This window comes from Streptomyces sp. CNH287, from assembly GCF_000424825.1.
Genome location: NZ_AUKQ01000016.1, coordinates 174,722 through 200,340, shown reverse-complemented (window position 1 = coordinate 200,340; position 25,619 = coordinate 174,722). Strand labels below are relative to the sequence as shown.

31 protein-coding genes and 1 tRNA gene are annotated in these 25,619 nt (G+C 72.3%); 15 read left to right on the top strand and 17 right to left on the bottom strand.

Features of this window, described 5'->3' with window-relative positions; all coding sequences use genetic code 11:
* Positions 1 to 24: 24 nt before the first annotated feature.
* From H299_RS34860 to H299_RS0118060, 4 genes are all read right to left on the bottom strand, one after another.
* The gene (locus tag H299_RS34860; protein ID WP_051262587.1) at positions 25 to 609 is read right to left on the bottom strand and encodes a DUF4383 domain-containing protein; all 585 of its coding nucleotides are present in this window, start codon (positions 607 to 609) and stop codon (positions 25 to 27) included.
* A 118-nt stretch (positions 610 to 727) separates the two neighbouring features.
* Positions 728 to 1,942, bottom strand: coding sequence for a GDSL-type esterase/lipase family protein (locus H299_RS0118065; RefSeq protein ID WP_051262586.1), 1,215 nt, complete (start codon positions 1,940 to 1,942; stop codon positions 728 to 730).
* A 103-nt stretch (positions 1,943 to 2,045) separates the two neighbouring features.
* Entirely contained in the window at positions 2,046 to 2,273 is a 228-nt protein-coding gene (locus H299_RS38440; RefSeq protein ID WP_078512836.1) for an FmdB family zinc ribbon protein, read from the bottom strand.
* A 68-nt stretch (positions 2,274 to 2,341) separates the two neighbouring features.
* Positions 2,342 to 3,601, bottom strand: a complete 1,260-nt coding sequence (locus H299_RS0118060) for a hypothetical protein (RefSeq protein ID WP_027749537.1) — start codon at positions 3,599 to 3,601, stop codon at positions 2,342 to 2,344.
* A 177-nt stretch (positions 3,602 to 3,778) separates the two neighbouring features.
* On the opposite strand from H299_RS0118060, the gene H299_RS0118055 reads away from it, so the two are divergent.
* Together H299_RS0118055 and H299_RS39660 are read left to right on the top strand one after the other, a co-directional pair.
* A tRNA-Val gene (locus H299_RS0118055) sits at positions 3,779 to 3,853 on the top strand.
* A gap of 256 nt (positions 3,854 to 4,109) precedes the next feature.
* On the top strand, positions 4,110 to 4,259 hold the full coding sequence (locus H299_RS39660) for a hypothetical protein (protein ID WP_158692348.1): 150 nt from the start codon (positions 4,110 to 4,112) through the stop codon (positions 4,257 to 4,259).
* 68 nt (positions 4,260 to 4,327) lie between these two features.
* Here H299_RS39660 and H299_RS39655 read toward each other — a convergent pair whose 3' ends face one another.
* The 5 genes from H299_RS39655 to H299_RS0118025 all read right to left on the bottom strand — a co-directional run bounded on the left by H299_RS39655 (position 4,328) and on the right by H299_RS0118025 (position 6,130).
* Entirely contained in the window at positions 4,328 to 4,498 is a 171-nt protein-coding gene (locus H299_RS39655; protein WP_158692347.1) for a hypothetical protein, read from the bottom strand.
* 2 nt (positions 4,499 to 4,500) lie between these two features.
* Entirely contained in the window at positions 4,501 to 4,716 is a 216-nt protein-coding gene (locus H299_RS0118040) for a hypothetical protein (RefSeq protein WP_027749536.1), read from the bottom strand.
* Positions 4,717 to 5,076: 360 nt separating this feature from the next.
* Entirely contained in the window at positions 5,077 to 5,343 is a 267-nt protein-coding gene (locus H299_RS34855; RefSeq protein ID WP_037759459.1) for a hypothetical protein, read from the bottom strand.
* Positions 5,340 to 5,744, bottom strand: a complete 405-nt coding sequence (locus H299_RS40505) for a DUF7848 domain-containing protein (protein WP_486587323.1) — start codon at positions 5,742 to 5,744, stop codon at positions 5,340 to 5,342. Before H299_RS40505 ends, H299_RS34855 begins: the two co-directional genes overlap by 4 nt.
* A 20-nt stretch (positions 5,745 to 5,764) precedes the next feature.
* Positions 5,765 to 6,130, bottom strand: coding sequence for a DUF6415 family natural product biosynthesis protein (locus H299_RS0118025; RefSeq protein ID WP_027749535.1), 366 nt, complete (start codon positions 6,128 to 6,130; stop codon positions 5,765 to 5,767).
* A gap of 217 nt (positions 6,131 to 6,347) precedes the next feature.
* On the opposite strand from H299_RS0118025, the gene H299_RS0118020 reads away from it, so the two are divergent.
* The 3 genes from H299_RS0118020 to H299_RS0118010 are packed head-to-tail and all read left to right on the top strand — an operon-like array spanning position 6,348 to position 7,982.
* Positions 6,348 to 6,608 (top strand): hypothetical protein, encoded by a 261-nt coding sequence (locus tag H299_RS0118020; protein WP_027749534.1) that lies wholly within the window; start codon positions 6,348 to 6,350, stop codon positions 6,606 to 6,608.
* Positions 6,580 to 7,107, top strand: coding sequence for a DUF6879 family protein (locus tag H299_RS0118015; RefSeq protein WP_027749533.1), 528 nt, complete (start codon positions 6,580 to 6,582; stop codon positions 7,105 to 7,107). The genes H299_RS0118020 and H299_RS0118015 overlap by 29 nt, the downstream gene beginning before the upstream one ends.
* 23 nt (positions 7,108 to 7,130) lie before the next feature.
* On the top strand, positions 7,131 to 7,982 hold the full coding sequence (locus H299_RS0118010; protein ID WP_027749532.1) for a Scr1 family TA system antitoxin-like transcriptional regulator: 852 nt from the start codon (positions 7,131 to 7,133) through the stop codon (positions 7,980 to 7,982).
* Positions 7,983 to 8,571: 589 nt separating this feature from the next.
* Here H299_RS0118010 and H299_RS0118005 read toward each other — a convergent pair.
* A complete protein-coding gene (locus tag H299_RS0118005; RefSeq protein ID WP_027749531.1) occupies positions 8,572 to 9,045 on the bottom strand; it encodes a hypothetical protein in 474 nt (157 codons plus the stop codon).
* 222 nt (positions 9,046 to 9,267) lie between these two features.
* Between H299_RS0118005 and H299_RS0118000 the strand changes: the two genes are divergently transcribed.
* Together H299_RS0118000 and H299_RS0117995 are read left to right on the top strand one after the other, a co-directional pair.
* A complete protein-coding gene (locus tag H299_RS0118000) occupies positions 9,268 to 9,471 on the top strand; it encodes a hypothetical protein (protein ID WP_027749530.1) in 204 nt (67 codons plus the stop codon).
* A 161-nt stretch (positions 9,472 to 9,632) separates the two neighbouring features.
* Complete coding sequence (locus tag H299_RS0117995) at positions 9,633 to 10,619, top strand: methyltransferase (RefSeq protein WP_051262600.1); 987 nt, start codon at positions 9,633 to 9,635, stop codon at positions 10,617 to 10,619.
* A 36-nt stretch (positions 10,620 to 10,655) separates the two neighbouring features.
* On the opposite strand, the gene H299_RS34845 is transcribed toward H299_RS0117995, so the two are convergent.
* On the bottom strand, positions 10,656 to 11,309 hold the full coding sequence (locus H299_RS34845) for a TetR/AcrR family transcriptional regulator (RefSeq protein WP_037759456.1): 654 nt from the start codon (positions 11,307 to 11,309) through the stop codon (positions 10,656 to 10,658).
* Between the two features lie 66 nt (positions 11,310 to 11,375).
* Between H299_RS34845 and H299_RS0117985 the strand changes: the two genes are divergently transcribed.
* Positions 11,376 to 12,368, top strand: a complete 993-nt coding sequence (locus H299_RS0117985) for a beta-ketoacyl-ACP synthase III (RefSeq protein WP_027749528.1) — start codon at positions 11,376 to 11,378, stop codon at positions 12,366 to 12,368.
* Positions 12,369 to 12,396: 28 nt separating this feature from the next.
* Here H299_RS0117985 and H299_RS0117980 read toward each other — a convergent pair whose 3' ends face one another.
* A complete protein-coding gene (locus tag H299_RS0117980) occupies positions 12,397 to 13,020 on the bottom strand; it encodes a VTT domain-containing protein (protein ID WP_027749527.1) in 624 nt (207 codons plus the stop codon).
* A 176-nt stretch (positions 13,021 to 13,196) separates the two neighbouring features.
* On the opposite strand from H299_RS0117980, the gene H299_RS0117975 reads away from it, so the two are divergent.
* The 3 genes from H299_RS0117975 (at position 13,197) to H299_RS0117965 (ending at position 15,294) form a co-directional block, all read left to right on the top strand.
* Positions 13,197 to 13,847 carry a superoxide dismutase family protein gene (locus tag H299_RS0117975; protein WP_027749526.1) on the top strand — a complete coding sequence of 217 codons (651 nt, stop codon included), beginning with the start codon at positions 13,197 to 13,199 and terminating at the stop codon, positions 13,845 to 13,847.
* 299 nt (positions 13,848 to 14,146) lie between these two features.
* The gene (locus H299_RS0117970; protein WP_199782464.1) at positions 14,147 to 14,473 is read left to right on the top strand and encodes a helix-turn-helix transcriptional regulator; all 327 of its coding nucleotides are present in this window, start codon (positions 14,147 to 14,149) and stop codon (positions 14,471 to 14,473) included.
* 65 nt (positions 14,474 to 14,538) lie between these two features.
* Positions 14,539 to 15,294: a hypothetical protein gene (locus H299_RS0117965; protein ID WP_158692346.1), complete on the top strand. Its 756-nt coding sequence runs from the start codon at positions 14,539 to 14,541 to the stop codon at positions 15,292 to 15,294.
* Between the two features lie 409 nt (positions 15,295 to 15,703).
* On the opposite strand, the gene H299_RS0117960 is transcribed toward H299_RS0117965, so the two are convergent.
* Positions 15,704 to 16,000 carry a winged helix-turn-helix transcriptional regulator gene (locus tag H299_RS0117960; RefSeq protein WP_027749523.1) on the bottom strand — a complete coding sequence of 99 codons (297 nt, stop codon included), beginning with the start codon at positions 15,998 to 16,000 and terminating at the stop codon, positions 15,704 to 15,706.
* Positions 16,001 to 16,334: 334 nt separating this feature from the next.
* Here H299_RS0117960 and H299_RS0117955 point away from each other — a divergent pair, with 334 nt between their 5' ends.
* Positions 16,335 to 16,646, top strand: coding sequence for an EthD family reductase (locus H299_RS0117955; RefSeq protein WP_027749522.1), 312 nt, complete (start codon positions 16,335 to 16,337; stop codon positions 16,644 to 16,646).
* 151 nt (positions 16,647 to 16,797) lie between these two features.
* On the opposite strand, the gene H299_RS0117950 is transcribed toward H299_RS0117955, so the two are convergent.
* Positions 16,798 to 18,516 (bottom strand): alkaline phosphatase D family protein, encoded by a 1,719-nt coding sequence (locus H299_RS0117950; RefSeq protein ID WP_027749521.1) that lies wholly within the window; start codon positions 18,514 to 18,516, stop codon positions 16,798 to 16,800.
* A 99-nt stretch (positions 18,517 to 18,615) separates the two neighbouring features.
* The gene (locus H299_RS0117945) at positions 18,616 to 19,266 is read right to left on the bottom strand and encodes an HNH endonuclease family protein (protein WP_027749520.1); all 651 of its coding nucleotides are present in this window, start codon (positions 19,264 to 19,266) and stop codon (positions 18,616 to 18,618) included.
* Positions 19,267 to 19,667: 401 nt separating this feature from the next.
* Here H299_RS0117945 and H299_RS0117940 point away from each other — a divergent pair, with 401 nt between their 5' ends.
* Complete coding sequence (locus H299_RS0117940) at positions 19,668 to 20,402, top strand: ABC transporter permease (protein WP_051262599.1); 735 nt, start codon at positions 19,668 to 19,670, stop codon at positions 20,400 to 20,402.
* 216 nt (positions 20,403 to 20,618) lie between these two features.
* Positions 20,619 to 21,203, top strand: coding sequence for a TMEM165/GDT1 family protein (locus H299_RS0117935; protein ID WP_027749518.1), 585 nt, complete (start codon positions 20,619 to 20,621; stop codon positions 21,201 to 21,203).
* 93 nt (positions 21,204 to 21,296) lie between these two features.
* On the opposite strand, the gene H299_RS0117930 is transcribed toward H299_RS0117935, so the two are convergent.
* Positions 21,297 to 21,968, bottom strand: coding sequence for an HAD-IA family hydrolase (locus H299_RS0117930; RefSeq protein WP_027749517.1), 672 nt, complete (start codon positions 21,966 to 21,968; stop codon positions 21,297 to 21,299).
* Positions 21,969 to 22,424: 456 nt separating this feature from the next.
* Positions 22,425 to 24,536: an MFS transporter gene (locus H299_RS34840; RefSeq protein WP_078512834.1), complete on the bottom strand. Its 2,112-nt coding sequence runs from the start codon at positions 24,534 to 24,536 to the stop codon at positions 22,425 to 22,427.
* A gap of 148 nt (positions 24,537 to 24,684) precedes the next feature.
* Between H299_RS34840 and H299_RS0117915 the strand changes: the two genes are divergently transcribed.
* The gene (locus tag H299_RS0117915; protein WP_027749516.1) at positions 24,685 to 25,428 is read left to right on the top strand and encodes a class I SAM-dependent methyltransferase; all 744 of its coding nucleotides are present in this window, start codon (positions 24,685 to 24,687) and stop codon (positions 25,426 to 25,428) included.
* Positions 25,429 to 25,619 lie beyond the last annotated feature (191 nt).

Below are 25,619 nucleotides of genomic sequence, written 5' to 3'. Positions count from 1 at the left end.
CCTGCCGCCCCGCCGGTGCCGGGGTCACGCTTCGCGGTCGCCCCGGGCTCTGCGGTTCAGCTCCGCTAGCCGCCGCGCCCGCGCCGAGGCCTGCTCCCGGCCGCGTCGCTCCCGGGCCGCCTGATCGGGGTGGCGGCTGCGCCAGTACGGGTTGTCATGCGGCAGCGCGCCGCTGACCCGCCCGTACAGGCCGAAGACCAGCAGCAGGAGGCCCACCGCGAAGCTGAAGATCACGTTCTGCAACTCGAAGGCGAACGGGTTGAACTCCCGTTCCAGCAGGATGAGGTTCACGAAGCCGCTCAGCAGGAAACCCACTGCGAGTACCGTGTTCAGCGTCGAGGCGAAGTTTCCGCCGCGCACCATGCCGTAGAAGAGCAGCACGCCGACGATGATGGAGAGCACGCTGAGCGCGCCGTTGGTGTTCAGGCCCGCGACGGTGTCCCCGCCCCGGTCGAAGAAGCCGATCTTGTCGATCAGCCCCAGAATCCCGAAGGCCAGCAGCAGCAGGCCCACGAGACCGGCTCCCACGCGGTAGACCTTGCTCAGCTTGTGGTCGACGGGCAGATGCTCATCGAGCGCCGTGTGGCGCAGCGAGTGGATGGCGGCCATGAGCGGCCCTCCTCACCGGAGGCTACGCCTCCAGCATCCGCCCCCACCCGGCCGATCTCAACCGCAGACCGGCGGACCGTAGACCGCACGGGCGCACGGAGTCACGGGGCGCACGGATTCACGGGGCGAACGGGCCGCCGGAACCGAAGGCGAGAGCCGCGAAGCGCTCACCCATGCGCCGATGCGTGGCCGCGTCCGGATGCAGCTGGTCGGGCAGCGGCAGCTCGTCGGCGTCCGCCTCGCCGTAGAGCCGGCGGCCGTCGAGGTGGTGGAGGTACGGGTCGGACGTCGCGCGCTGCCGTACGAGGCGGGCCAGCTCGTCCCGGATGACGCGGAGGGTCAGCTTCCCGGCGGCCCGCTCTTCGGGGTCTCCGGTGGCCCGGAGCTGGAGCCTGCCCGTGCTGAGGCTGCCGAAGTCCGGCGCGGTGGGGCCGGGGGTGTCCTCGTGGATAGGGCACAGCACGGGCGAGACGACCAGCAGCGGGGCGGTGGGATGCCCCTCGCGGATGGTGTCGAGGAAGCCGTGCACCGCGGGGCCGAACGCGCGCAGCCGCATCAGGTCGGTGTTGACGAGATTGATGCCGATCTTGACGCTGAGCAGATCCGCGGGGGTGTCGCGCAGCGCGCGGGCGGTGGACGGGTCCAGCAGCGCGCCGCCACCCAGCCCCAGGTTGGTCAGCTCCACGCCGCCGAGCGAGGCGGCGAGCGCGGGCCAGGTGGTGCTGGGGCTCGCGGCGTCGGAACCCTGGCTGATCGAGCTGCCGTGGTGCAGCCACCGGCGGCGGTCCCCGTCCGGCGGCGGCTCGACGGGGGCGTCGCTGCGCAGGGCGACCAGCTGGGTGATCTCGTTGTGCGGCAGCCAGATCTCGACGTGCTTGACGCGGCCCGGGAGCCCGGAGAACCGCACCGTGCCCACGGGGCCGGGCCGCAGCTCGGTGGACCCGGTGGCCAGGTCCGCCAGCAGGACGTTGCCGCCGGTCACACTGCCCTGCCCGGCCAGCCGCCCGTCGACCAGCAGGTCGTACACGCCGTCGGGGCGGGGCGGCGCGCCCTGGTAGGCGTTCCTGGTCCGGAGCGCGTCCAGTTCGACGGCGGAGGCCCGGGTGCGGAAGCTCAGCCGCACGCCCGACGGCTGCGCCTCCGCCAGGGCCAGCGGCCCGTCGGGGCACTGGGCACGAGCCCGCGCGGGCAGCCGGTGCGGCAGCAGCCCGTACGCGTTGCGCTCCAGCTCCAGGGCACCGCGCACCAGGCCGGGGGTCAGGGGTGTGGTGATCCAGCCCGCCGACGGTGCCGGCGCGGGGGTGTGCGGGACGTCGCTGCGGGGGGCGTTCATGGGTGCATTGTGCGGGCCCGCCGGGTGGCCCGCGCAACGCGATTCCCCGGCCTGGCCCTGCGAGCCCTGGCCCTGCGAGCCCGGCCCCTGCAAGCCCCGGCCCCTACGAGCAGCAGCCGCCCCCGCAGCAGCCGCCGCCACCGGTACCCGCCCCACCGCTCGGCGCGGCGCCACCGGAGGAGGCGGCACCGCCCACGGAAACGGTGGACAGCAGCTTCACGGTGTCCTGGTGCCCCTGGGGGCAGCTCGCGGGGTCACCGGAGCGGGCCATCGGACGGCGGAGTTCGAAGTCTGCGCCGCACTGGCGGCAGCGGTACTCGTATCGAGGCATGCCCGAAGCATAGCCGCGGCGTCCGCACCGCAACCTCGATCCGCCCGGCCCTCTTTGCCGGTTCCGCCTCACTGGCCGCCCGCGCCGCGCTCCTGCCGGATCTGGTCCACCACGGTCTGCACCGTCTCCTTCACCGCGTCCAGTTCGACCAGGAAGTGCCAGTAGTCCGGGTGCCGCCCGGTCAGCCCCGCCACTGCGCGGTCCACCCGCTCCACCGAGTCGTCCAGCGGGCGCGCGTGACGCGGGTCCGGGGTGCTGCGGCCCGCCATCGCCAGCCGCTGGGCGTCCCGGATCGCGAAGCGCACCCGCTCCACCTCCGCGCTCTGGTCGAAGCTGACCTCGTTCAGCCGCTGGAGCCGGTCGCCGGCCGCCTTGACCGCGTCGTCGGTGGTGTTCAGCAGCGCCCGCACGGTCGACAGCAGCGCCGTGGCGTCCGGCCACCGCTGCTCGTCCCGGGCCTTCTGCGCATCCCGCAGCTTCTCCTCGGCCTGCCGCGCCGTCCGCACCGCCTCGTCCGGCACCCCCTGGAGGTCCTGCCAGCAGGCCGCGCTGAAACGGCGCCGCAGCTCGCTGAGCACCGGCTCGACCTTGCCCGCCCGGGTGTGCAGCGCCTGCGCCCGGGTGCGCAGCGAACTGAGCCGCTTGTCCGTCTCCGCGGCCGTCTCCGGCAGCCGCTCGGCCTGGCCTCGGATCGCCTCCGCCTCCCGCGCGACGCGGTCCGCCCGGTGCAGCGTCTCCCTTACGCCGTGGCGGCCCGCGCCCTGGTTGAGCTTGGTCAGCTCCGGCGAGAGCGCGGCCAGCCTCGCCGCGAGGTCGTCGGCCGCCAGGCCGGAAGCCCGTACGGCATCCAGCGCGTTGGACGCGGCCAGCAGCCCCTGCCGCCCCCGCTCGACGGCCGGGGCGAGGCGGGCCAGTTGGGTCTCCGCCTTGTCCAGCAGCCGGCCGAGACCCTGCTCGAAGCGGTCCAGCTCGCCCTTGACCCGCTTCAGCTCCTCGGTGGTCCTGCTCAGCTCGGCACGGGCCCGCGCGGCGGTGCCCGAATCCAGGTCGTCCCGGTCCAGGTCATGGGAGTCGACGGCGGTGATGTACGCGTGGCTGACCTCGTCGATGCGCGTACCGAGCGCGGCGAAGTCCTGCACCGCCTTGCGGCCCGCGGGCGAATCCTCGACAGCGGTGATCGTCTCGATGGAGATCCGCAGGTCGCGCTGTGCGGTGTCCAACTCGTAGAAGGCTGCTGCCGCGGCGTCCTTGGCGGCCTGCGCATCCGCCCGCAGGCTGTCGGCACGACCGCTGCCCCATCCCCATCGGCGGGTGCCGCCGCCGTTCATCGTCACGAAATCCTCTCCCCGTGCGCCGCAGCCGGATGATCAGTGCTCATTCTCCCACCCTGGGACAACGAACACACGGGTCAATCCGTTCACGCTCACCCCCCGGCACCGGCCGGTAGCCACCGGTTTGCATCCGCGCCCGGCCGACAAGGTATCCTGTGGCCTCATCCCCGTCCCGGGCGCATAGCTCAGCGGTAGAGCGCTGCCCTTACAAGGCAGATGTCGCAGGTTCGATCCCTGCTGCGCCCACCAGCGGAATCCCGCAAATCCCCTCGTCGGCCTGGGTGTTCCGAGGAACACCCAGGCACGTTCGAGCACCTCCGAGTACGGTCGAGTACGGTCGGGAATCAAGATCGTCTCCCGAATCTCTCCCAAAAGATCATGGCGTGATTGCAGGTCGGCGCACCCTGTCGGTGGTCCGGCTTCCCTGATGCGCCCGGCTGTTCGAGGGGGCTACCGCCACGGGCCCGGCGGTGCCGACTGCTACCGCGCGGGCGCTCCAGTGCCCGTGCGACCGGGGAGAGCGCGGCCCTGGCGGTGGCGCCCCCTGGACCAGTCGCAGGCGCCGGCGGCCCGTGAGCGCGCGGCGGTGCGCCTGGTGGCAGGCGGCGAGGGCGCGCTCTGCGAGCGCGAGCAGTTCTTCCCGGCGCTCTGGTGACCGCTCCTCTCCTCATCGCGGACGCGCTTGAGGTCGACCTCGCGGACCTGGTGCGCCAGCCGTAGCCGTCAGCGGACGGCGGCGGTGTACGCCAGCAGCGCCACCCCCGCAGCGACCACCAGCGCGAAGCAGATGCTCCACGCCGGCACGCCGAAGAAGCGGGTGCCCTCGTCGTCCTCGTGCGGCGGCATGTTCGCGCACGCCGGGTCCTGGCACATGCGCTCGCTGCGGATCTGCATCTCTACCGCCTCCGGGCTCGGGTGAGGACGGTCGCCACGATACCGACCGCGACCGCCGGTAAGGGCACAGCGGCGACCATGCAGCCGGACGAGCCGCCCGCCGTACCCTGGTCGCCGCCCGGCCCCGGCGCCCGGTGCTTCGCCTTGTCCTCCGCGTGCTTGCCCCGGGATTTGTTCTTCCCGCTGGCCTTGTCCTGGTACTCGCCGTACTCGCTCACGGGTCTCCTCGGGTGGGTGGGGCCGGGTGGTGCCGCCGCCGGAAGGCACCACCCGGAGCGCGTGCCTCTTCTCGGGGTGGCGGTGTTTCAGCTCATCGAGTCGGGTCTCCGCGACCTTCCGCGTCAGCGCTTGGAGCTGCGGGTCGTCGGTTTCGCGGAGCGCTCGGGACGCGGTCGCTGCCTCTACGATCAGGTCGTCGGTGTCCCGCTGCTCGTGCGCGCGGTCTTGGCTCATGGCGTCTCGCTTCGCTGTTCCTCGGTGGTGTCGGGTGGGGTGCCCGGCCGCGTGCTCACCGCGCGGCCGGGGACGGGGCTCCCGCCTGCCGCGCGGGGATGCCTGCGGCGGGCCGGAGCCGGTCTTCACGCCGCATCCGGCGGCGGCGGTGCGGGCCGCAGGCGCGGGGCTGCGCGCGTCGCGTCGATGGCGGCCAGGTCGTCGGCGAGCCAGCGGTGGCCCACGCCGTGCAGCAGCAGCGTCCGGGCGCATGGCAGGCAGCCGAGTTTCGTACGTGCTGGTCCGGAGCCGCTTTCGATGTAGGCGACCGCGACCCGCTCCGGCGCGTGCTCGCCGCACAGGCAGCACACCCCGGCGGGTTCGATGAGGTCGCCCGCGTCAACTCCCGTCATGGGGTCCTCGGCTCGGTGGGGGTGGTGTGCCAGGGGCGGCGGATGATTTCGCGGTAGGTGGTGTGGGTGGGGAGGCGTCCGGTGTGTTCCATGGCCCAGCGTTGGGCGGCGGTGAAGTCGGTGTAGGCGGCGGAGGTTTTGGCGCAGATGGTGCACTGCATGGCGTGGGTGACCGGTTCGGCGTCCGGTCGGTGGTCTGGGGTGCAGTGCCACTCGCGCGGCGGCGCGACGGCAGGTGGTGCGGGACTGTCCAGGGGGACGTTGACCAGGAGGCGGTAGGTGATCCCGCCTTCGAAGAAGAGCAGCTTGTCTCCGCCGGGCAACGCCCGCAGGTTGAGTACGACGCGTGGGGCGCCGTAGACGCGGACGGTGTCCCCGATGTGCACGGTCTGCGCCGTCACGACCGCTTCGGGCCGCCGCGTCACCGCGCGTCCCCCTCTTCGAGGAACCCGAGCAGGACACCGCAGTCGGTGGTCAGCAAGAAGACATGCGCGTGCGCGATCACCGGCGTGGTCGCGGGCGGCCACTCCAACGTGTGCCGCACCATGTCCAGGCGGGAGCGCCTCTGCCACCACGCCAGCGACCCCCGCCACAAATCCTCCGCTGCTGCGGCTGCCTCGGCTGCCGCGAGGAGAGAGGTTGCGTGGGCGCGTAACTCCGCCTCAAGCGGCGCCAGATCAGGCCGCCCCGGATCGGCGAGCGCGGCCTGCGCCCGCTCTATCACCGCCCGCACCACGGCGGCGGTATCGGGCAGCGCGGTGGGGACGGGCGGAAGGTCTGGGGTCACTGTGTGCCTCCGCTGGCATGGCCGCCCACTTGACATGCGGCATGTGCATGGGCGGAGTGCAGGTGTTGCCGCAGGCCAATGACGCTATGGGCGTGATGTGCACCACAGCCACCGATGTGCACCGATGTGCACGCGACTTGTTTGTGCCCTTGACCAGCGACATGCCTCACACGAGAGTGATGAACATCTGTGAACACCACGAGGGCTGGAGCCGGTCATGGACCTACAGTTCATCGGAATCGACCCGAACACCGGTGATGGCGAGAGCCCCACCGTGTGGATCGACCAGGAACAGAAGGAACTCGTACTACAGGGCTGGAAGCCGGGCGCGGAACTCGAAGCTGAGTGTGCGCGGTTCGAGGCTCCGGGACACGCGACGGGCATCCCGGACCACGAGGCAGTAATCAGAATCCCGGCCCGCATGGCGCCGATGATCAGGGAGGCGTGCGATGCCGTTGAGCGTCCCGACGTTTCCTGAACTGCTCGGCGGCGCCGTCGAGTCGGCCGTCCACCTGGAGATGCGTGACGCCTACGCGGTCGACTACGAGGCGGGGCCGTTCGCCGAGTGGAAGGGCGGCTTCCGTCACGATCCAGCCGATCGGGCGTCGTGGTGGCGGCCGTGGCTCGGCCTCATCCAGGAGACGGTAGGCCGCGGCGTGATCGTGCGGCGGGCGCGCATCGTGTCCGAGCCGGTGAGCGAGTACATCCGCTACGAGTACGACGGGACGTTCACCAACGTCGCCGCAGGCGAGCAAGTGCGGTGGCTCCCGCGGCGGCGAGCCTCGGGCATTGCGCTGCCGGGGAACGACTTCTGGCTGATCGACGGCCGCCTGATCCGGTGGAACCACTTCACCGGAGAAGGAGTCTCAGCGGGCGGGGAGATCAGCGAAGACCCGGCGGCGGTGAAGCTGTGCGCCGAAGCGTTCCAAGAGGTCTGGGCACGCGGCATCCCGCACGACAACTACACGATCAGCTAGCGCGGAAGTGGCCAGGCCAGCTCATGCCCATCTCCCCGTCCTCCGCGGCCCAGGCCGCCCGCGAAGCAGTCGCCGGGCGCTTGAAGGAACTCCGCGCTGATGCCGGAATCACTGGGCCTGAGCTGGCCGCCCGCTGCGGCTGGTCGCATCCGAAGACGTACCGGATCGAGGGAGCCCGTACACCGCCGTCCCCCGACGACATCCGCCGCTGGTGCGACGCGTGCGGTGCCGGCCACCAGTCGGCCGACATCATCGCCCAGTCCCGCACCGCCGAGTCCATGTACGTCGAGTGGCGCCGCAAGGTCCGCACCGGACTCAAGCAGCTTCAGAACAGCTACGTGCCACTGTTCAAGTCCACCAAGATGTTCCGCGTCTACTCGTCCACCATGGTTCCTGGCCTGCTCCAGACCGAGGGCTACGCGCGAGGGTTGATGCACTCGATCACGAGGTTCCGGAGCATCCCCGACGATGTGGCGGACGCGGTGGCCGCACGGCTTGAGCGCTCCCGCATCCTTCACGAGCCCGGCCACCGGTTCTCCATGGTCATCGAGGAATCGGCGCTGTCCTACCGGTTGGGTGACGAGGACGCGATGGCTGCGCAGCTCGGTTACCTGCTCACCGCAGGTGCACTGCCGTCGGTGTCGTTGGGCATCATCCCCAGCGCGACGCAGGAGCGGTCTATGTGGCCGCAGGAGACGTTCCACGTGTACGACCATTCCCTCGTCTCGGTGGAGTTGCTGGCCGCGCGCGTCCAGGTCACCCAGCCGTCTGAGATCACCCTGTACGTGAAGGCATTCGAACAGCTGCGGGGAATGGCCGTGTACGGAGCCGATGCCCGCGCGCTCATCGTGAACGCGATCGAAGCGCTGCGGTAGCGGGACCACGGGGCGGGCCGCGAACGCACGGGCGCCGACTTCTCAGTCGAGCGCGCGGTCTGGTCGGCGAGGTACGGAACGGGAACGCGGTGGCAGCGCTGCTCATGCTGCATAACCTGCGAATCCGCCAGGCGTAGACGCGCGCTCCCGGTAGGAGCTGGCGATGTGCCCTGACTGTGAACGACGGAGGTGCCCCGCCGCCGTGATGCGTCGCACGTCCTCGGGTCGCTTGCCATCCGCGCGGCGATTTCCGCCAGCGCGGACCCCTCCGGGAGGGGAAGCGCGGTGGGGGTGCCCGAGGTCAGGGCGGCTGGGGTTCTTGCGCCATTGCTCTACCCGCTGAGCTACCGGCGCCGGAGCGCCGGGCGGGGATCGAACCCGCGACCGATGGATTTAAGTGAAGTATCCCCAGCCTGCGCACCGGGCACCCCCCGATGCTGTGCCTCCCGAGGTCGAAAGTCGGCGTGCGGCGTGATTCACCCAAAGAAGTAGCCGCGGCCTGCGCACCGGGAGGTGTGTGAAGCGCTGCCGTCACTTTACTCGAACGGCCCCGTAGCGCAGCTGAGTTATCGGGAGCGGGGGGCGGCCGTCAGGTGTGGATGGCGAGTTTGAACTGCGCGTGCACGATGTTGCGGGTCCGGGAGTCGTCGTGGTGGACGTACAGCGCGAGCGTGGTGCCCGGGTGGACCAGGATCTCGTGGCTCTTGGTGAAGCATTGCAGCCCCGGTGAGCGCGGCCGGTGGTCGGTGGCGGTCGTGTCGCGGCCGGTGGAGAGGCCGAGGGGGTCGCGTACGAACTGGTCGCGGAGTTCGGTGTAACCCCCGTCCTCCCACTGGATCATCGCGGTCAGCCCGCCCCAGCCGTCCGCCGAGGGCCAGATGAGTCCGGACCGGTCGTCCTTGTCCCAGTCGTCGACCTGGTGCCCGTCCGGCTGGGCGGCCTGGTGCATGCCGTGCTCGTCGAGCGACTCGTCCGTGCCGAAGGCGAAGCGGACGAGGTGGTAGCCGTCGGCGGGGATGGGCTGCGGGGTGTCGCGGATGAGGGAGCAGACCTGCACTGCCATGGGGGGTTCCTCCGTGAGCGGCGCCGGTCGCCGGCGGGTGGCGCTGACCGACGCGCGGCGCGGCTGATCGTATCGGCATGTACTCGACAAATACCCGCTCCGGTGCCCGCTGTCACCCGTTGCCGAACGGTTGCCGGGCGGCGACAGAAGCGCCGTCGGTGCGGCACTAGGGTCGTCGTAGCGCGCCGGGGAGGAGGGCTCGTATCTCCAAGGGGGTCACGGATGGCGACCGGTTGCCGCGATTGTTCGACGTGCACGAAGCCCGGCCTGGTGCGGCTGGTCCAGAAGTGCGCGGTCGGGGCGCTCTACCTCTGCACGGCGGGCATCGCCTACGTCGTCAAGCGCGGTCTGATGCGCCACTGCCCCCAGTGCGGGCACCTGTTGGGCAACCATGCCCGCCGCCGGGACGGTTCCTTCCACGACTGAGTGCGGGCATCCGGCCGCATCGGCGCGTGAAGAGCCCGTCAAATGAGGTTAGCCTTGCCTTCTTTGAGTGTCGTTCCGTTCGGAGCGGCACACCGTCGAAGCCGGGGAGGCGCGTGGTGACGGAGCCGGGCGAGGAGCAGGCCGAGGGTCGCGAGAAGCTCATGCGGATGGTGTCCGGGGGCATGGTGTCGCACCTGCTCGCCGTGGCCACCCGGCTGAAGCTCCCGGACGCGGTCGGGGACGGCGAGCGGTCCGCCGAGGAGCTGGCCGCCGCGTACGAGATGCCCGGGGCGAACATGACCCGGCTGCTGCGCGCGCTGGCCGCGTACGAGGTGCTCGCCGAGCCCGCGCCGGGCCGCTTCACCGTGGGGCCCGTCGGCGCGCTGCTCCGCAGTGACCAGGAGGGTTCGCTGTACGCGCGGACCCGGATCTTCACCGACCCGGTGATGGTCGCGGCGTGGCAGCGGCTGGAGTTCAGCCTGCGCACCGGGCGCACCGCCTTCGACGAGATCTTCGGCACGGACTTCTTCGGCCACCTCGGGACCGAGCCCGAGCTGTCGGCGCTCTTCAACGCCTCGATGGGGCAGGGGGCCCAGGCGGTGGCCGCCGCGCTGTCCGAGCAGTACGACTTCGGCCCGTTCCGCACGGTGGTCGACGTCGGCGGGGGAGACGGCACGCTGCTCGCCGCCGTGCTGGGCGCGCACCCGCGGCTGCGGGGCATCGTGTACGACTCGACCGAAGGGGCCGCTCAGGCACCGGAGTTGCTGCGTGCGGCATCCCTTGACGAGCGCTGCACGGTCGAGACGGGCGACTTCTTCACCGCTGTGCCGGAGGGCGACGTGCACGTGCTGAAGAGCATCGTGCACGACTGGGACGACGAGCGGGTGGTGACCCTGCTCGGGCACTGCCGCCGCGCGGCGCCCGCGCACGGGCGGCTGCTGCTCGTCGAGCCGGTGCTGCCGGAGGCGGTGGACGGCTCCCAGCCGCCGCCGGCCTACCCCAGCGACCTCAACATGCTGGTCAACCTCGGCGGACGGGAGCGCACCCGGGCGGAGTTCGAGGGCCTCCTCGCGCGGGCGGGCTTCGCGCTGCACGCGGTCCGCCCGCTGGGGGCGTACTACAGCCTGGTCGAGGGGGCGCCTGCCTGACCCGCTCGACCTGCCTGAACCGCCCGACCCGCCCGGTCAGCCGGGGGAGTGCGGGCGCGCCGCGCGCGGGGCGTCGGGCCGCTGGGGCACGGGGGTGCCCAGCAGCCGGGACGCCGCGCGCCGGGCGCGCTCCGGAGCCGCCGGGTCGGCGTAGAGCTGGAGGGCGTGGTTCAGGCTCATCAGGATGCCGTTGAGTTCGAAGACGATCTGGTCCGCTTCGGTGTCCGCGGGCAGTTCGCCCGCCGCCACGGCCGCGTGGATGTCGCTCGCCAGCCGGTGCCGCCAGGCGGTGAACTGCCGTTGCAGCAGGTCGCGTACGGGCCCGGTGCGGCCGTCGTACTCGAAGGTGGCGCTGGTGAAGAGGCAGCCGCCGGGGAAGACGCCGCGCTCCAGGTAGGAGATCCAGGCCGCGCACGTCGCGCGCAGCCGGGTGAGCCCGGGACGGGCGCCGGAGACCGGGTGCCACACCTCGCGGCTGAACGTGCGCGACGCGCGCTCCAGGGCGGCGATCTGGAGCGCCTCCTTGGTGCCGAAGTGGCCGAGCAGGCCGGACTTGCTCAGGCCCAGGTCGGTGGCGAGACGTCCGATCGTCAGCCCGTCCAGGCCCTCCAGGGAGGCGAGTTCGATGCTGCGGTCGAGAATCCGCTCGCGGGTCCGCTGGGCCTCGGCGACGGACTTGCGGGGGCTCATGGGGACATCGTAAGCCGAGACGCGGGTCAATATAGCGTCCGACCGATCGGACGCTATATTGACCCGATGATGACCACTCACCTCGCCGCGCTGGGCCACTACCAGCCCGAACACGTGCTCACCAACGACGATCTCGCCCGGACGGTCGACACCAGCGACGCGTGGATTCGCCAGCGGACCGGTATCCGGCAGCGCCGGATCGCCCGCACCGAGTCGGTGACCGACATGGCCGCCGAGGCCGCCGGGAAGGCCCTCGCCGGTGCCGGGCTGGACCCGGCGCAGATCGGGCTGGTCACCGTCGCGACCTGCTCCGCCATCGACCGCTGCCCCTCCATCGCCGCCCAGGTCGCCGGACGGCTCGGCATCCCGGCGGCGGTGGCGTACGACCTCAACAACGGGTGCGCGGGCTTCACCACGGCCCTCGCCACCGCCGACCACACCGTACGGGCCGGCGCCGCCCGGCACGCGCTGGTCATCGGCGCCGAGAAGATGTCGGACCTGGTCGACTGGAGCGACCGTGCCAGCTGCGTGCTGCTGGGGGACGGGGCGGGCGCCGCCGTGGTGAGCGCCGGCGCGCCGGGCGGGGGCGGGGCGGCTACGGGTGAGCCGGGCACGGGTGCGCCGGATGCGCGGCCGGGCATCGGACCGGTCGTCTGGGGCTCGGACCCCACCCGGGGCGACGCCGTGCAGCTGCTCGACGCCTGGCAGCCGCGCTTCGCCCAGCAGGGCCAGACCGTCTTCCGCTGGGCCACCACCGAGTTGGCCCCGCTGATCCGCGAGGCGTGCGCACGGGCCGGGACGACTCCGGGTGAACTCGGCGGCATCGTCACCCATCAGGCCAACCTGCGGATCATCGACTCCCTGGTCCAGCGGCTCGACGCGCCGCAGGCCGTCGTGGCGCGCGATGTGGTCGACTCCGGCAACACCTCCGCCGCCTCGGTGCCGCTGGCACTGGCGAAGCTGGTGGAGCGCGGCGAGATCGCCACCGGTGCGCCGGTGCTGCTCTTCGCGTTCGGCGGCGGGCTGTCCTGGGCGGGACAGGTCGTCAGCTGCCCGTAGCGTCCGGTCGTGGTGGCCCGACGGCCTCTCAGGCGGTGGCGGGCGCGGGCTTGCGGTGTATGACGTACGCCGCGAGCGAGCCCGCCGCGAACAGCGCCAGCACCGAGATCGCGGTGCTGAGCCAGGCCGTGTCCAGCCACCTGCTGCCCAGATAGCCGAGGGTGACGCTGTACGCGGCCCAGGTCAGGCCCGCCAGCGCCGACCACGGCACGAACTCCTTCGCCCGCCGGTGCGCCGCCCCGGCCGTCAGACTGACGACCGAGCGGCCCGCCGGTGCGAAGCGCGCCAGCACCACCAGGGCGCCGCCGCCGCGCGCCAGCGCGTGACCCAGCCGCTCGTGCGCGGCGGCGAGCCTGCGGGAACGGCCGATGACGCGGTCCAGGCGGTCGCCGCCGCGCCAGGCCAGCCGGTAGGCGGCCAGGTCTCCCAGCAGCGAGGCGGTCGCCGCGCACAGGACCAGGGTGATCATCTCGGCGAAGTGGGTCGTGCCGCGGGCGGCCTCGGCGGCGGTGGTCCCGGCGGCGGCGGTCGCCGCGGCGATCACCAGCACACCGCTGGGCAGCAGCGGGACGAAGACGTCGAGCAGTACGGAGAGCGCGATGACCGCGTATATCCAGGGCGTACCGACAAAGGAGCCCAGAGCCTCCGGCACAGCTGGCTCCCCCGTTCGACTCCGTATCAGCCCGCTTACCGCCGTCCAGCGTACGCCGGGGTACTCCGCTCGGTTCGCGCGGGTGGCAGTGGCGTCGATCTCACCGGGCGGCGGTGTAGAGATGCGTCCATGGGCGCACGGCGCGTCAGGCGGGCCCGGAGTGAGGAGCGGCAGTCGTGGCAGAGGTGGCAGCAAAGAGGGGCAGGGCCGGTGCGACGGCCAGGGCGGCGGCGTCGGCGGTGGTCGCGGCGGTGACCCTCGCGGTGGCCGCCGGGAGCGGTACCGCGGGCGCCCACGGGGCTCCCGCCGACGCGGGCGCCACCGGCCACGAGCTGCGGGTGAGCGGGCGGTTCGCGCCGCCGCACGCGTTCGTCCCCTCGCCCGCGCTCACCTACGACCAGCGGCTGGTGCCCGCCGCCGCGGACATCACGGTGCGGCAGCGCGCCGAGGCGGCGGGCACCACCGTCGCCGTGTCCGTACGGGGCCTCGCGCGGCGGCACACGTTCGGGGTACACGTGCACACCCGGCCGTGCGGCACCCTCCCCGAGGACGCCGGGCCGCACTACCAGCACGTGCGGGACCCCAACCCGCCCTCGACGGACCCGGCTTACGCCAATCCGGGCAACGAGGTCTGGCTCGACCTGCGCACCGACCGCCGGGGCGGGGGCCGTTCGGCCGTGCGGCAGCCGTGGCACTTCCGTACGGGCGAGGCCCGCTCGGTCGTGCTGCACGAGCACGCGACCAGCACCGAGCACGGCGAGGCGGGCATGGCGGGCGCGCGGGTCGCCTGCTTCACGGTGCCCTTGTCGGGCGCCGGGCGGGAGTGACCGGCGGCGGGCCTGGCCGCCCGCACACCGCCGCCGGGCCACCGCGTGGCTGCCGGCGGGCGTCTTTGTCGGTATCGGCGTCACCGAATCCGCGCTGGGCCGCGCCCCCGCCGCCGTCAACCCGTGCACCCACCGGCTGGGGCGGCAAACTGGCAATCAGCCGCAAGTTCGCCCCTACCGCCAGGAACTACACCGTCTCGAAGCTGATGTCCCAGGTCGCACTCAGGGTCCCAACTCACGGATGGACTAGTGGGAGTTCGCATGTAGACATGCCCTCTGACCCTAGTTAGAGTTAAAGCATGGCACTTCGGATGACACTGCAGACTCAGTTGGTGTTGCAGGCGCTGCTACGTGACCCCGCTCGCGAAATTTACGGGCGGGAACTGTCAGATCAGACCGGGCTCATGCCCGGCACCACCCACCCGATCCTGCTGCGGCTGGAGACCGAGGGGTGGGTCACCTCCCGCAAGGAGGACATCGACCCTCACGTGGAGAAGCGGCCCGCCCGCCGCTACTACCGGTTCACCGCAAACGGCGCAGCTCAAGCCAGCGCTGCCCTGACCGCCGCTCGCCGCCCTCGCAGCACCGCCCTGCGCGGCCTGGCCGGGGAAGGTGCGACATCCTGATGACTCCAATCCTCCGTACAGGACGCCAACAGCTCCTCAAAACCGCAACGCGCAGCCTCGGTACCGTGGTCGCGATCACCCTCGTCGGCACAATGATCGGCGCCTTACTCCGTACGGGAATCGGCATCATCGACGGCGACGTCGGTACGACCGGGAGCGACTTCAGTCCCATCGGCCGAAGCGGCCTGATCGGGGCTATGGCGGCGGGTGCTGTCGGCAGTGGAGTGCTGGCCATCAGTGCCTTCTTCAAAGGTTTCCGCCGGAAACTGACCAGGATCACCGAACGTGCCAGCGGGTGGTGCCTTGGCTGCCTCGCGACCCTGGGCGGCTGTTCGATCCCCATCACCGTCTACCTTCTGTGGTCGGATACCGCCGTGGACGCTCTCTACGAGAGCCTCCACGGCAACATCTTCCTGCTGATCATCTGGGGTGCCTTCGTCGGAATCGCGGCGGGTGCTGCACTCGGCCTCGCCGTCGGCCTGCTCACCGTGGTTTACCTGGCCGTAGTCGTCCTGGTCCGGGTGTCGGCCGGGTTCCTCCACTCGGCTCGCAAGGAGCCGGAGTCGGTGTCGGCGGACCTGATCGACGGTGCGTGCGAACCCTGGCCCATTCGAACGGCTGCGGCGCTCATGCCTCCTGAGGCCGGTCGACGATGGCGGGACGACTTCAACGAAGCCCGCTACGACTACGAGAGCGACCAGCACGCCAAACTGCTGGCCGACTTCCTCGTTCACGCCCCGGCCGTCGCCGTCTGGGCCTGGACTGCCATCCTGCAGCGCCGTGTGCCTGGCGCCGGAAAGTCCCGGAAGCCCCGATGGTGACATCCGGCTCCACCGTTGAGCCTCCCATCAGCACCCCGTCAGGCCGACGGGCCTCTTTCGGCCTGGCCACAACCATCGTCGCCACCCCTACGGGCATCGCACTCGTCAGCCCCACGCTGGCCACTGTGTTGGCCAGTGCCGAACTCACGCTCTTGCTCACCGTTCTACTCGCCGCAGTCTTCGCCCCGGCCACCGTCAGCGAACGCGCCTTCCGTCTACTGCGCTGGATGACCGGCCGCCCCGAGCCAGGACAGCCCACCGACCCGGCCGGACCCCACAATCCAGGTGCTGCTCCGGAGAGTGACCCTGAGGCTTCACCGCGAACCCACGTGCCCACCACCTGAAATCCGGGCATCGTGACGAGTCGGCGGCCGTTCACCTCACCGCTCCACCTGGTCGGGCGGGCCCTTCACGTCTCCGGGGGCTTCTGATCGTCGTGTTCTTGCTCCTGCGCCCAGACGATCGCCCATTCGTCGAGCGGACGAAGGGCGTCACGGAGTGCTGTCCCCAGTCGAGTGAGCTCGTAGCCATCGGCCGAGGGCGCGATGATCCCGCTCGACGCGAGTTCGCGGAGCCGCTGGTAGAGGACGCTGGATGACAGCCCTTCGCACCGTGCCAGCAGCGCGCGGGCGCCGAGCGGACCCGCACGCAGCTCCCAGAGAATCCGCAGCGCCCACCGCCGGCCGAACAGGTCCATCGCGGCCATGAGGGGACGGCCGGTACTCGATCCACGAACCGGTGTTCCTGGGCGCGGCGTCGGCATGACCCTCCTTGTGTTTCTTTATTCGAAACACTAGCATCCAGCCGTGTTTCTGATTTCGAAACAAACTCGACGGGAGAGCCGATGTCGCGGACAGCACTACGGGAACCGCCGTGCACCGACCAGACCGGCGTACGGCCCGCGCGCATGATGCCCCGGGACGCCTCGCCGATCGGGCAGCTCCGCACGTTCGCCGGAACCCTCCCGATGGCCGACGCCATGCACGGGCGGGGTCGCTACGAGTCGGGCAGAGTGCCGGCGTCCTGGGACGGAGGTCGACATGCATAAGACGGTGGTTCTGTATCCCGAGCCCGCCGACCCGGACCACTTCCGCGACTACTACGTGAACCATCACCTTCCACTGGTCGTGGATTGGCCCGGCCTGCTTGCGTGGCGCTACAGCTTCGACGTGGCGGTGACCAGCGGAGAAGTGCAGTACTTCGCGGTCTTCGAAGCCGACTTCGCTGACGCCGCCGCCCTGGCCGCGGCGCGGGCGTCGCCGCAAGGCCAGCGGCTGGCCGCCGATGTCGTCAACTACGCCACCGGCGGTGTGGTCGTCATCGACTACCCGGTGCAGGACGGCACCGGCTGAGGCAGGACGGCACGCTCCGGGACTCGCGTTCGGAGCGTGCCGTTGCGGCCAGGTCCCGGCTGTCTTCAGAACGCCGTCGGCGGTTGCCGTTCGTCGAGCATCAAAGGAGGGCCGATGTCCTGGCCGGATGTCACGGTGGTTGCTGCGCGGATCAGCGCCCGGTGGGGGAAGACTCGCTCGCCCCGGTCACCGCGCGGTCCAGCACCGGCGCGAGCCGTACGCCCCCTTCGGTCACCCGGGCGCGGTGCATCGCGAGCCGGGCGGCGCGCCCGTGCAGCGTGAGGGTCATCAGGTGGTTCCCGAACCACGGGCCGCCCGTACGGCGCCAGCTGACCGACGGCGGCGCCAGCCTCCCGTGCCGGGCGAGCAGGCGGCCCAGCAGGCGGCCCGCGCCGCTCCAGCCGAAGCGGAATCCGGTGTGCATGAAGCCGGGGATGCTGTTGTGGATCGGCGAGCACGTCAGCTGGAGCACCCGCGCGTCCGGGGGCGTCTCGAAGTGCGGGGCCGCGAAGCGCGGTTCCGCCACGTACGCGTGGTGCACGTCGCCCGAGAGCACGCAGACCGTCGCCGGGGCGGCGGGCCCGCTGCCCGCCTCGGCTATCAGCTCGGCCAGGTCCTGGAAGGAGCGGGGGAAGGCGCCCCAGTGCTCCAGGTCGGAGGCGCGGCGCAGCTTCTCGCCGAAGCGCGCCCAGCGCGGCCCGCGCGCTCCCGCACACAGCGCCGCGTTCCACGACTCGGCGTCGTGGATGGCGGGCGGCAGCAGCCAGGGCAGCGAGGAGCCGATCAGCAGGTGGTCGTAGTCCTCCCGCCCGGTCAGCGCCTGGTCGCGCAGCCAGGCCAGCTCGTGCTGGTCGAGCATGGCCCGCCGCCCCTCGGCCAGCACCCGGGCGGCCCGGGTGTCGACCATCAGGAGGCGCACCCGGCCGAAGTCGCGGCGGTAGCTCCAGCGGACGGACTCCGGGTCCTCGTCGGCCTCGGCCGCGAACGCGCGCAGCACCTCCGTGCCGTCCCCGGCGGCGCGCACCGCCGCGTAGACCGGGTCCTCGGCCAGCTCGCCGGGTGAGAGGTTGCCCAGGTGCTGGTAGACCCAGTACGAGGTGAGCCCGCCGAGCAGCCGCTCATGCCACCAGGAGGTGGCGCGGATCTCGCGCTGCCACGACTCGCTGGTGTTCCAGTCGTCTATCACGTCGTGGTCGTCGAAGATCATGCAGCTGGGCACCGTGGAGAGCAGCCAGCGGACCTCGGGGGTGAGCCAGGACTCGTAGTAGAGCGCCGTGTACTCCTCGTAGTCCGCGACCTGGTCCCAGGGCGGCTCGCTCAGGTCGCGGTGCCGGGCGAGGCCGGTGCGGACGGCCTCGGAGGTCTCGTCCGCGTACACCTGGTCGCCCAGCAGCAGCAGGACGTCGGGCAGCTCGCCGCCCGTGATCGCCTGCCGGGCCAGGGCCTCCAGGGCGTCCGGGCCGACCGGGTCGTGCGAGCTGTCGGCCGGGCGGGCGGCCCAGCGGCAGGAGCCGAAGGCCAGCCGCAGCGCGTCGCGCCCGTCGGGGGCGGGGGTGCGGATGGTGCTGGGGGGCAGCGGCGCGGGGGCGGCGAGGGCGCCGCGCGCGGGCGGTGCGGCCGGCGCGGGCGGCGGCCACACCTGCGTGCCGTCCAGCAGCACGCGGTAGGCCGTCTCGGTGCCGGGCTCCAGCCCGACGACGGTGACCAGGGCGTAGTGGTGCCCGGACACCTGCCAGGTGGCGGCCGTACCTCCGGCGGGGGACGCCTCGCAGCGCACCTCGGCCTCGCAGGGGCCGTCCGTCTCGACCCATACGGTCGCCGTGTCCTCGTCCACGTACCGCAGCAGCGGGCCCAGGCGTAGCGCGGTCATCGCGGTCTCCCCTCCATCGCCCCGTAACCGTACGGAACGACGGAGGGAGACCGGTAGTTTCCCGTACCTGGTGCTTCTGCCGTACGGGCGGCACGGCCGTCAGCAGCCGGCGAGCACCTCCTCCAGCGCGCTCTTCTCCGCCGCGTCGACGTCGAGGCCGTGGGTGTGCTTCACCCACACCCACATCCGCGCGTACGTGCAGTGGTAGCCGGTGCTGGGCGGCATCCAGTCGGCCGGGTCCTGGTCGCCCTTGGACTGGTTGACGTTGTCGGTGACCGCGATCAGCTGCGCCACGTCCAGGTCGTTGGCCAGGCCCTCGCGCTGGTCCTGGGTCCAGTCGGCGGCGCCCGAGCGCCAGGCTTCGGCGAGCGGGATGACGTGGTCGATGTCCACGTCGCCGGTCTCCGTCCAGGTCTCGCCGTCGTACTCGCTGTACCAGCTGCCGCTCGTGGGGGCGCAGTCGCTGCCGGTCTCCACGCCTTCGCCGTCGCGCTTGAGGACGGCCTCGCGGGTGTTGCAGCTGTCGCCCTGGTCGCTCCAGTGCGGGAACTTGTCCCGGTCGTAGCCGTCCATGGAGCCCTCGGCGCGCTCGGTCAGCCCGGCGAGCTGGGTACGCGCCTCGGCGGCGCTGGGAGGTGCGGGCGGCGACGCCTGGGCGGCTCCGTTGGCCGTCAGCAGGGTGGCGCAGAGGGCCAGGAGAGCGGCGAGCGCCGCGCCCGGGAGGGCGCGACGCGCGTAGATGGTGCGCATGCGGTGCATACGGACTCCCTCTAGGTGGGGGGACTTGGAGAGCACATGCTGGAGGCGCCGGATGTCCGTCCGACGGTCTCCAGGTAACAGCGTGACGACGTGTGCACGTCACATCAAGCCCCCCGGCTGTCCGCGCGCGGCGCGGTGCGCGGGCGCAGCGCCGTGCGCGGCGCCCGCACGGCGGGCGCGCGGGGCGCGGGCGTGCCGGGTGCCGGTGCGGCTGCGCGGCTGTGTGGCTCGTGCGGCGTCCGGGCTGGGCCGTCCGGTCAGGCCGACCGGCCATGGCGTCCGCGACGAGGGCACTGGACGCCCCATAAGGTGAGCGCGTGCTGGCCGCCGACGCTCTGCTCCCCGTCAACCCTGTTCTCGGGATCGTCCTCGCCGTGCTGCTGCTGGCCGCGATGGGAGTGGCCGCCGTCGCGCACCTCGTACACGACGACGGCCCCGGCCCCGGCCGCCCGCAGGGCCACGCGCGAGCTGTCGCCGTCGCGGGACTGCGCGCCACCGTCCAACTGGCCGCCGTCTCCCTGCTGATCGGCTGGGTGGTCGGTGCCCTGCCCACGCTGCTCGGCTTCGTGGCGCTGATGTACGCCGTCGCCGTCCGCACCGCCGGGCGCCGGGTCACCGCCAACCGCACCTGGTGGTGGGCCGCGCTGCCGCTGGGCGCGGGGGTGCTGCCGGTGGTCCTGGTGCTGGTGCTGACCGGGCTGGTGCCGCTGGAGGGGGTCGCGCTGGTGCCGGTGGCGGGCATCCTCATCGGCGGCGCGCTGACGGCGACGGTGCTGGCGGGGCGGCGCGCGCTGGAGGAGCTGGAGACCCGTCGCGGCGAGGTGGAGGCGGGGCTGGCGCTGGGGCTGACGGACCGGGACGCGCGGCTGGAGATCGCCCGGCCCGTCGCCGCCGGAGCGCTGCTGCCCGGCCTGGACCAGACCCGGACGGTGGGACTGGTCACACTGCCCGGCGCCTTCGTCGGCATGCTGCTGGGCGGCGCTTCCCCGCTGCTGGCGGGGGCCGTGCAGCTGTTCGTGCTGGTCGCGCTGATGCTGGTGCAGGTGGTCGCGGTGGCGGTCGTCCTGGAGCTGATCGCACGCGGCAGGCTGCATCGCGTACCCTGGGGCGCGTCTGAAGGGGAGTAGCTCTTCGCCGGACCGTCGACATACTGGGTGGCTCGTCCGCCCCGGCGCCCGGAGCGTGTGCGGCGCCCGCGTTCTCGCGCGGTGCGGTGTGTGCGCAGCGAGACCTTCGGCCGCAGTGTCCGCATGCCGTGACGCTGCCGAGCCGAAGCGAGCGCGCACTCCCCGCGGGCCCCCTCCGGTCTCCGGTGGCAGCGGTCCTACCGATCGGGGAATCCCGTGTTCAGTCCCACCGTCGCCGCGGTGACCTTCGGCGTCGTCTTCCTGGCCGAACTGCCCGACAAGACCGCGCTGGCCGGGCTGATGCTGGGCGCCCGCTACCGCGCGAGCTACGTCTTCGCGGGGGTGGCCGCCGCCTTCGCCGTGCACGTCGCGCTGGCCATCGCCGCGGGCAGTGTGCTGACCCTGCTGCCCTCCCGCCTGGTGGACGCCTTCGTGGGCACGCTCTTCCTGGCCGGAGCGGCGGTCCTCTTCCTCAAGAAGGACGACGGCGAGGAGGGCGAGGTCAAGACGCCCGCCAACCAGACCTTCTGGAAGGTGGCGGTCAGCGGCTTCATGCTCATCCTGGTCGCGGAGTTCGGCGACCTCACCCAGATCATGACCGCCAACCTCGCCGCCCGCTACGACGACCCGCTCTCGGTCGCCGTCGGCGCGCTCCTGGCGCTGTGGGCGGTGGCCGGACTGGGCATCGTCGGCGGGCGCACGCTGATGAAGTACGTACCGCTCAAGCTGATCACCAAGGTGGCGGCGGCGCTGATGCTGGCGCTGGGCGTCTTCAGCCTGATCGAGGCCGTCAGGGGCTGAGCGCGCGGCGGCACCGGCGGCGGGCGTGCGGGAGCGCGCGCCCGCCGTGCCCAGGCGCCGGTGGCTCGGGCGCCGAAGCTCAGGCGTCGAAGCTCAGGCGTCGAAGCTCAGCCGCACGGTGCCGTCGGTGAGCGGCTCGACCCGGACCGAGGTCAGGTCCGGCACGCTCACCGTCGGCCCGTGTGCGGCGGCGCGGGGGCCGACGCCCACCACCCGCATGCCCGCCGCCTGGGCGGCGGCGATGCCCGCGCCCGAGTCCTCGAAGGCGACGCAGTCCGCCGGCGCGAACCCCAGTTCGGCCGCGCCCTTCAGGAAGCCCTCCGGGTCCGGCTTGCTCATGCTCACGGACTCGGCGGTGACCTGGACGAGCGGCATGGGCAGCCCGGCCGTACTCATCCGCGCCGTGGCCAGGGCGACGTCCGCCGAGGTGACCAGCGCGTGCGGGACGGAGCCCGCCCCGAGCGCGGTCAGGAACGCGAGCGCGCCCGGCACCGGCACGACGCCGTCGAGGTCGGCGGTCTCCAGCGCCAGCAGCTCGCGGTTCTCCGCGTGGTTGGTCTCCATGGGGCGGTCGGGCAGCAGCGTGGCCATCGTCACGTAGCCCTGGCGCCCGTGCACCACCTTCAGGACCGCCGCGCTGTCCAGCCCGTGCGCCTCGGCCCAGCCGCGCCAGACGCGCTCCACCACGGCGTCGGAGTCGACCAGGGTGCCGTCCATGTCGAGGAGCACCGCCTTGACCGCACCTATGGACTCCGAGTTGCGCATCTGAACTCCTCCGCTGGTCGCACCGCTTTGTTTGTCTAGGATACAAAGTGTTTCCCCCTCCCATGTCACGGCGCCCCTGACGCGGGGCGCGGGGTGCTGCCGCGCGGTTGCGGCGCCTCGCCGTGAGCGCCGTGAGCGCCTCCGCCTCGGCGACCCGGTCGCCTCATACGCATGGCCGATGTGGAGACGGCGGCTGGCGGACGACGGGCTGTACGGCCGCTTCGCCGGCCATGTCGCTGCGCTGCGGGAAGGGTCGACGCGGTCGGTCTGGGGGTGAGGTGCCGCGCCCCCGGCGCCGGCGTGGTGTCCCCGGCTCCCGTCCGGAGGGCAAGGCGGCTCCGCCCGCCGGTCAGGGACGCCCCGTCCGTCAGGTGCGGGGCACGGGCGGAACCACTTTGTTTGGGCAGGGTACAAAATGAGGGCTGCCAGTGCGCCGTCGGGGGTGCGCCCGCGCGGTCACACCGAGGCGTCGTGCCGCTTGGCGGTCCGGCTGATCCGGCTCATCCGCCCAGGAGTGCCCGCGCCGCGCGGGCACTCCTGCGGTGAGTTGCCCGTATCCGCGTTCAACTCGTGCACCAGCTCGGTCAGTTCGTGCGGGCGCTGCGGACCCCACCAGTCGCCCAGCAGCTCCGCGAGGGCCTCCTCGCGCGCCCGCGCCAGCTGCCCGGCCACCGTGCGGCCGTGCGGTGTCAGTACCAGTGGCAGCCCCTCCCGTACGGCGAGGCCACGCTCCTCCAGTTCGCGTGCCGCGTCCGCGACGACCTCGCGGGGCACCGGGCCCCGGTCCGCGAGCAGTGCGGGCTCCACCGCGCCCCGCCGGTAGAGGCGCAGCAGCATCCAGCAGGCGGCGGGCCGCAGTTCGACCCCGGCGCGCCGTGCGATGCGCGCGTACAGGTCCCGCCGGCCCTCCCTGGTGCCGAGCAGGGAGAGCGCGCGCCGCACCTCGTCCGCCGAGGAGCGCTCGACCGGGTTGGTGCCGAGTGTCTCGCTCGCGTCCGGTGTCTGCACGCTGCGGCGCAGCGGGTCCTCGCGGAGGAACAGCGCGAGCACGAAGGCGAGGAGCACCACGGGCGCGGCGAAGAGGAAGACGTCCGTGATGGAGGCGGAGTACGCGCCCAGCACCGCGCCGCGCGTGTCCGGTGGCAGGGTGGCCACCGCGCGCGGGTCTTCCTGGAGGGAGCCGGGGGTGACGCCGTCCGGCACCGTACGCCCGCTCAGCGCCGCGCGGAGTTCGTCGCCGAGCCGCCCGGTGAAGACGGCGCCGAAGACGGCGACCCCGAACGAGGCGCCGATCGAGCGGAAGAAGCTGGCGCCGGAGGTGGCGACGCCCAGGTGGCGGTAGTCGACGGCGTTCTGCACGGCCAGCACCAGCACCTGGATGACCAGGCCCAGGCCGAGCCCGAAGACGGTGAAGTAGACGCTCATCTCCAGGGTCGAGCTGTGCTGGTCCATGCGGTTGAGCAGCACCAGGCCGAGCGCGGTGACGGCCGTGCCCAGCACGGGGAAGATCTTCCAGCGGCCGGTGCGGCTGACCAGCTGCCCGGAGAGGGTGGAGGTCAGCAGCATGCCCGCGACCATGGGCAGCATGTGGACACCCGACATCGTCGGGGTCACGCTGTGCACGACCTGGAGGAACGTCGGCAGATACGTCATCGCGCCGAACATCGCGAAGCCGACCACGAAGCCGATCACCGCGCAGAGCGTGAACGTCCGGATGCGGAACAGCTCCAGCGGCACCACCGGCTCCGCCGCCCGCCGCTCCACCCGTACGAACACCGCGAGCAGCACCACGGCCAGCACCGCCAGGCCCAGCGTCTGGAGCGACATCCACGGCCAGCTGGTGCCGCCCAGCGAGGCGATCAGCACCAGGGCGGTGGCCGCCGAGGCGATCAGGAACGTGCCCAGGTAGTCGATGCGGTGCGCGCCGGAGCGGCTCGGCAGGTGCAGCACGGCGGCGGCGACCAGCAGCGCGAGGGCGCCCAGCGGCAGGTTGATGTAGAAGACCCAGCGCCAGTCGAGGTGCTCGGTGAAGAAGCCGCCCAGCAGCGGGCCCAGCACGCTCGTCGTACCGAACACCGCCCCGAACAGGCCCTGGTAGCGCCCCCGGTCGCGCGGCGGCACGAGGTCGCCGACGATCGCCATCGACAGCGTCATCAGCCCGCCGCCGCCCAGCCCCTGGAGCGCCCGGAAGCCGATCAGCTGCGACATGTCCTGCGCGATCCCGCACAGCGCGGAGCCGATCAGGAAGAGCACGATGGCCGCCTGGAAGAGGCGCCGGCGCCCGTACTGGTCGCCCAGCTTGCCCCACAGCGGGGTGGCGGCGGTCGCGGCCAGCAGGTAGGCGGTGACCACCCAGGACAGGTGGTCCAGGCCGCCCAGTTCGCTGACGATGGTGGGCAGCGCGGTCGCCACGATCGTCTGGTCGAGCGCGGCGAGCAGCATGCCCAGCAGCAGCGAGCCGATGGCCAGCCACAGCGAGCGCCGCGGCAGCTGCTCACCGCCGCCGGGCGCCGCGGGCGCGGCGCCGGACGGGCCGGACGCACCGGGCGCGGCGGGCTGCGCCGTCATGGGCCTCCCTCGCTCCCTCTCGGGGACGGGCTGCCCTCCCATCGTCACCGCTGCGCGCCCGGACGTCCTGCTGGAGGGTTCGCGCGCGGACGGTGTGCGCTCGTGCGCGCACCGTGTGCACGGGCACGCGCGGACCTAAGCTCGGCGGATGACATCCAGGTGGACGAACGAGGCCGCGATCGGGCAGTGGAACACCTCCGTCACACGGGCGGCCATGGAAGCCAACGCCACGGACGGGGACTTCGCCAAGCGCCACCTCGTGAACCCCGTCCTGCTGCGGCTGCTCGGTGACGTGCGCGGCCGGCGGGTGCTCGACGCGGGATGCGGGGACGGGTACTTCAGCCGCATGCTCGCCGGGCGCGGGGCACAGGTCGTGGGGGTCGAGCCGACGGACGCCATGTCCGCGTTCGCCCGGGAGCGGGAGGCCGAGCTGGGGCAGGGCGTCCGCTACGTACGGGCGGACCTGGCGCGGCTGCCGGATCTCGGCGGCCCCTTCGACGCCGTGGTGTGCAGCATGGTCCTCATGGCGGTCCCGGACTGGAAACCGGCGATGCGCGCCTGCGTGGAGGCCGTACGCCCGGGGGGCCTGTTCGTGTTCGCGCTGGTCCACCCGGCCTTCGAGCAGCTTGCCGCCACCTGGCGGGAGCACGGGGCGTATCGCGTGGAGCGGTATCTGGAGGAGTACGAGATCCGCGGGCCCGCGGCCCCGGACTTCCACCGTCCGATCTCGGCGTACCTCAACCAACTGGCCTCCCTCGGCTGCCGCCTGCGCGAGTGCGTGGAGCCCGGTCTCGATCCCGAGGTGGCGGCGTCGGCCCGGGCCGCGGCTCCGGGGGCCGACAGCTACGTGCACCTGCCGAACTTCCTGATCATCTCGGCCGAGGTGCCGTGATCCGTGACGGGTCGCGGCGGCCGGGCGCCGCGGCGGAGGCGAACACCCGCTTCCGCCAAAGGTCTTGACCGCGAACTGCCAAATGGAATAGGTCTAGACCTTGGTGATGTGAACGAGGCGAACACACCGCCGCCGCCGGCTCTTCACGGAGCGGCTGCGCCCCGCATCGTTGTCGGAGTGTCCGTCTTCAC

Bases quoted from the DNA above. Each gene is read 5' to 3' on its own strand.
- H299_RS34855 (WP_037759459.1), bottom strand. From the start codon at position 5,343: ATGACGGGAGTTGACGCGGGCGACCTCATCGAACCCGCCGGGGTGTGC.
- H299_RS34840 (WP_078512834.1), bottom strand. From the start codon at position 24,536: ATGACGGCGCAGCCCGCCGCGCCCGGTGCGTCCGGCCCGTCCGGCGCC.
- H299_RS34860 (WP_051262587.1), bottom strand. From the start codon at position 609: ATGGCCGCCATCCACTCGCTGCGCCACACGGCGCTCGATGAGCATCTG.
- H299_RS0117970 (WP_199782464.1), top strand. From the start codon at position 14,147: ATGGCACTTCGGATGACACTGCAGACTCAGTTGGTGTTGCAGGCGCTG.
- H299_RS38440 (WP_078512836.1), bottom strand. From the start codon at position 2,273: ATGCCTCGATACGAGTACCGCTGCCGCCAGTGCGGCGCAGACTTCGAA.
- H299_RS34845 (WP_037759456.1), bottom strand. From the start codon at position 11,309: ATGAGCCCCCGCAAGTCCGTCGCCGAGGCCCAGCGGACCCGCGAGCGG.
- H299_RS0117950 (WP_027749521.1), bottom strand. From the start codon at position 18,516: ATGACCGCGCTACGCCTGGGCCCGCTGCTGCGGTACGTGGACGAGGAC.
- H299_RS0118000 (WP_027749530.1), top strand. From the start codon at position 9,268: ATGGCGACCGGTTGCCGCGATTGTTCGACGTGCACGAAGCCCGGCCTG.
- H299_RS0118010 (WP_027749532.1), top strand. From the start codon at position 7,131: ATGCCCATCTCCCCGTCCTCCGCGGCCCAGGCCGCCCGCGAAGCAGTC.
- H299_RS0117995 (WP_051262600.1), top strand. From the start codon at position 9,633: ATGCGGATGGTGTCCGGGGGCATGGTGTCGCACCTGCTCGCCGTGGCC.
- H299_RS0117960 (WP_027749523.1), bottom strand. From the start codon at position 16,000: ATGGCCGCGATGGACCTGTTCGGCCGGCGGTGGGCGCTGCGGATTCTC.
- H299_RS0118065 (WP_051262586.1), bottom strand. From the start codon at position 1,942: ATGAACGCCCCCCGCAGCGACGTCCCGCACACCCCCGCGCCGGCACCG.
- H299_RS0118005 (WP_027749531.1), bottom strand. From the start codon at position 9,045: ATGGCAGTGCAGGTCTGCTCCCTCATCCGCGACACCCCGCAGCCCATC.
- H299_RS0117940 (WP_051262599.1), top strand. From the start codon at position 19,668: ATGGGAGTGGCCGCCGTCGCGCACCTCGTACACGACGACGGCCCCGGC.
- H299_RS0118015 (WP_027749533.1), top strand. From the start codon at position 6,580: ATGCCGTTGAGCGTCCCGACGTTTCCTGAACTGCTCGGCGGCGCCGTC.
- H299_RS0117945 (WP_027749520.1), bottom strand. From the start codon at position 19,266: ATGCGCACCATCTACGCGCGTCGCGCCCTCCCGGGCGCGGCGCTCGCC.
- H299_RS0117985 (WP_027749528.1), top strand. From the start codon at position 11,376: ATGATGACCACTCACCTCGCCGCGCTGGGCCACTACCAGCCCGAACAC.
- H299_RS39655 (WP_158692347.1), bottom strand. From the start codon at position 4,498: ATGCAGATCCGCAGCGAGCGCATGTGCCAGGACCCGGCGTGCGCGAAC.
- H299_RS0118060 (WP_027749537.1), bottom strand. From the start codon at position 3,601: ATGAACGGCGGCGGCACCCGCCGATGGGGATGGGGCAGCGGTCGTGCC.
- H299_RS0117955 (WP_027749522.1), top strand. From the start codon at position 16,335: ATGCATAAGACGGTGGTTCTGTATCCCGAGCCCGCCGACCCGGACCAC.
- H299_RS0118020 (WP_027749534.1), top strand. From the start codon at position 6,348: ATGGACCTACAGTTCATCGGAATCGACCCGAACACCGGTGATGGCGAG.
- H299_RS0117915 (WP_027749516.1), top strand. From the start codon at position 24,685: ATGACATCCAGGTGGACGAACGAGGCCGCGATCGGGCAGTGGAACACC.
- H299_RS0117930 (WP_027749517.1), bottom strand. From the start codon at position 21,968: ATGCGCAACTCGGAGTCCATAGGTGCGGTCAAGGCGGTGCTCCTCGAC.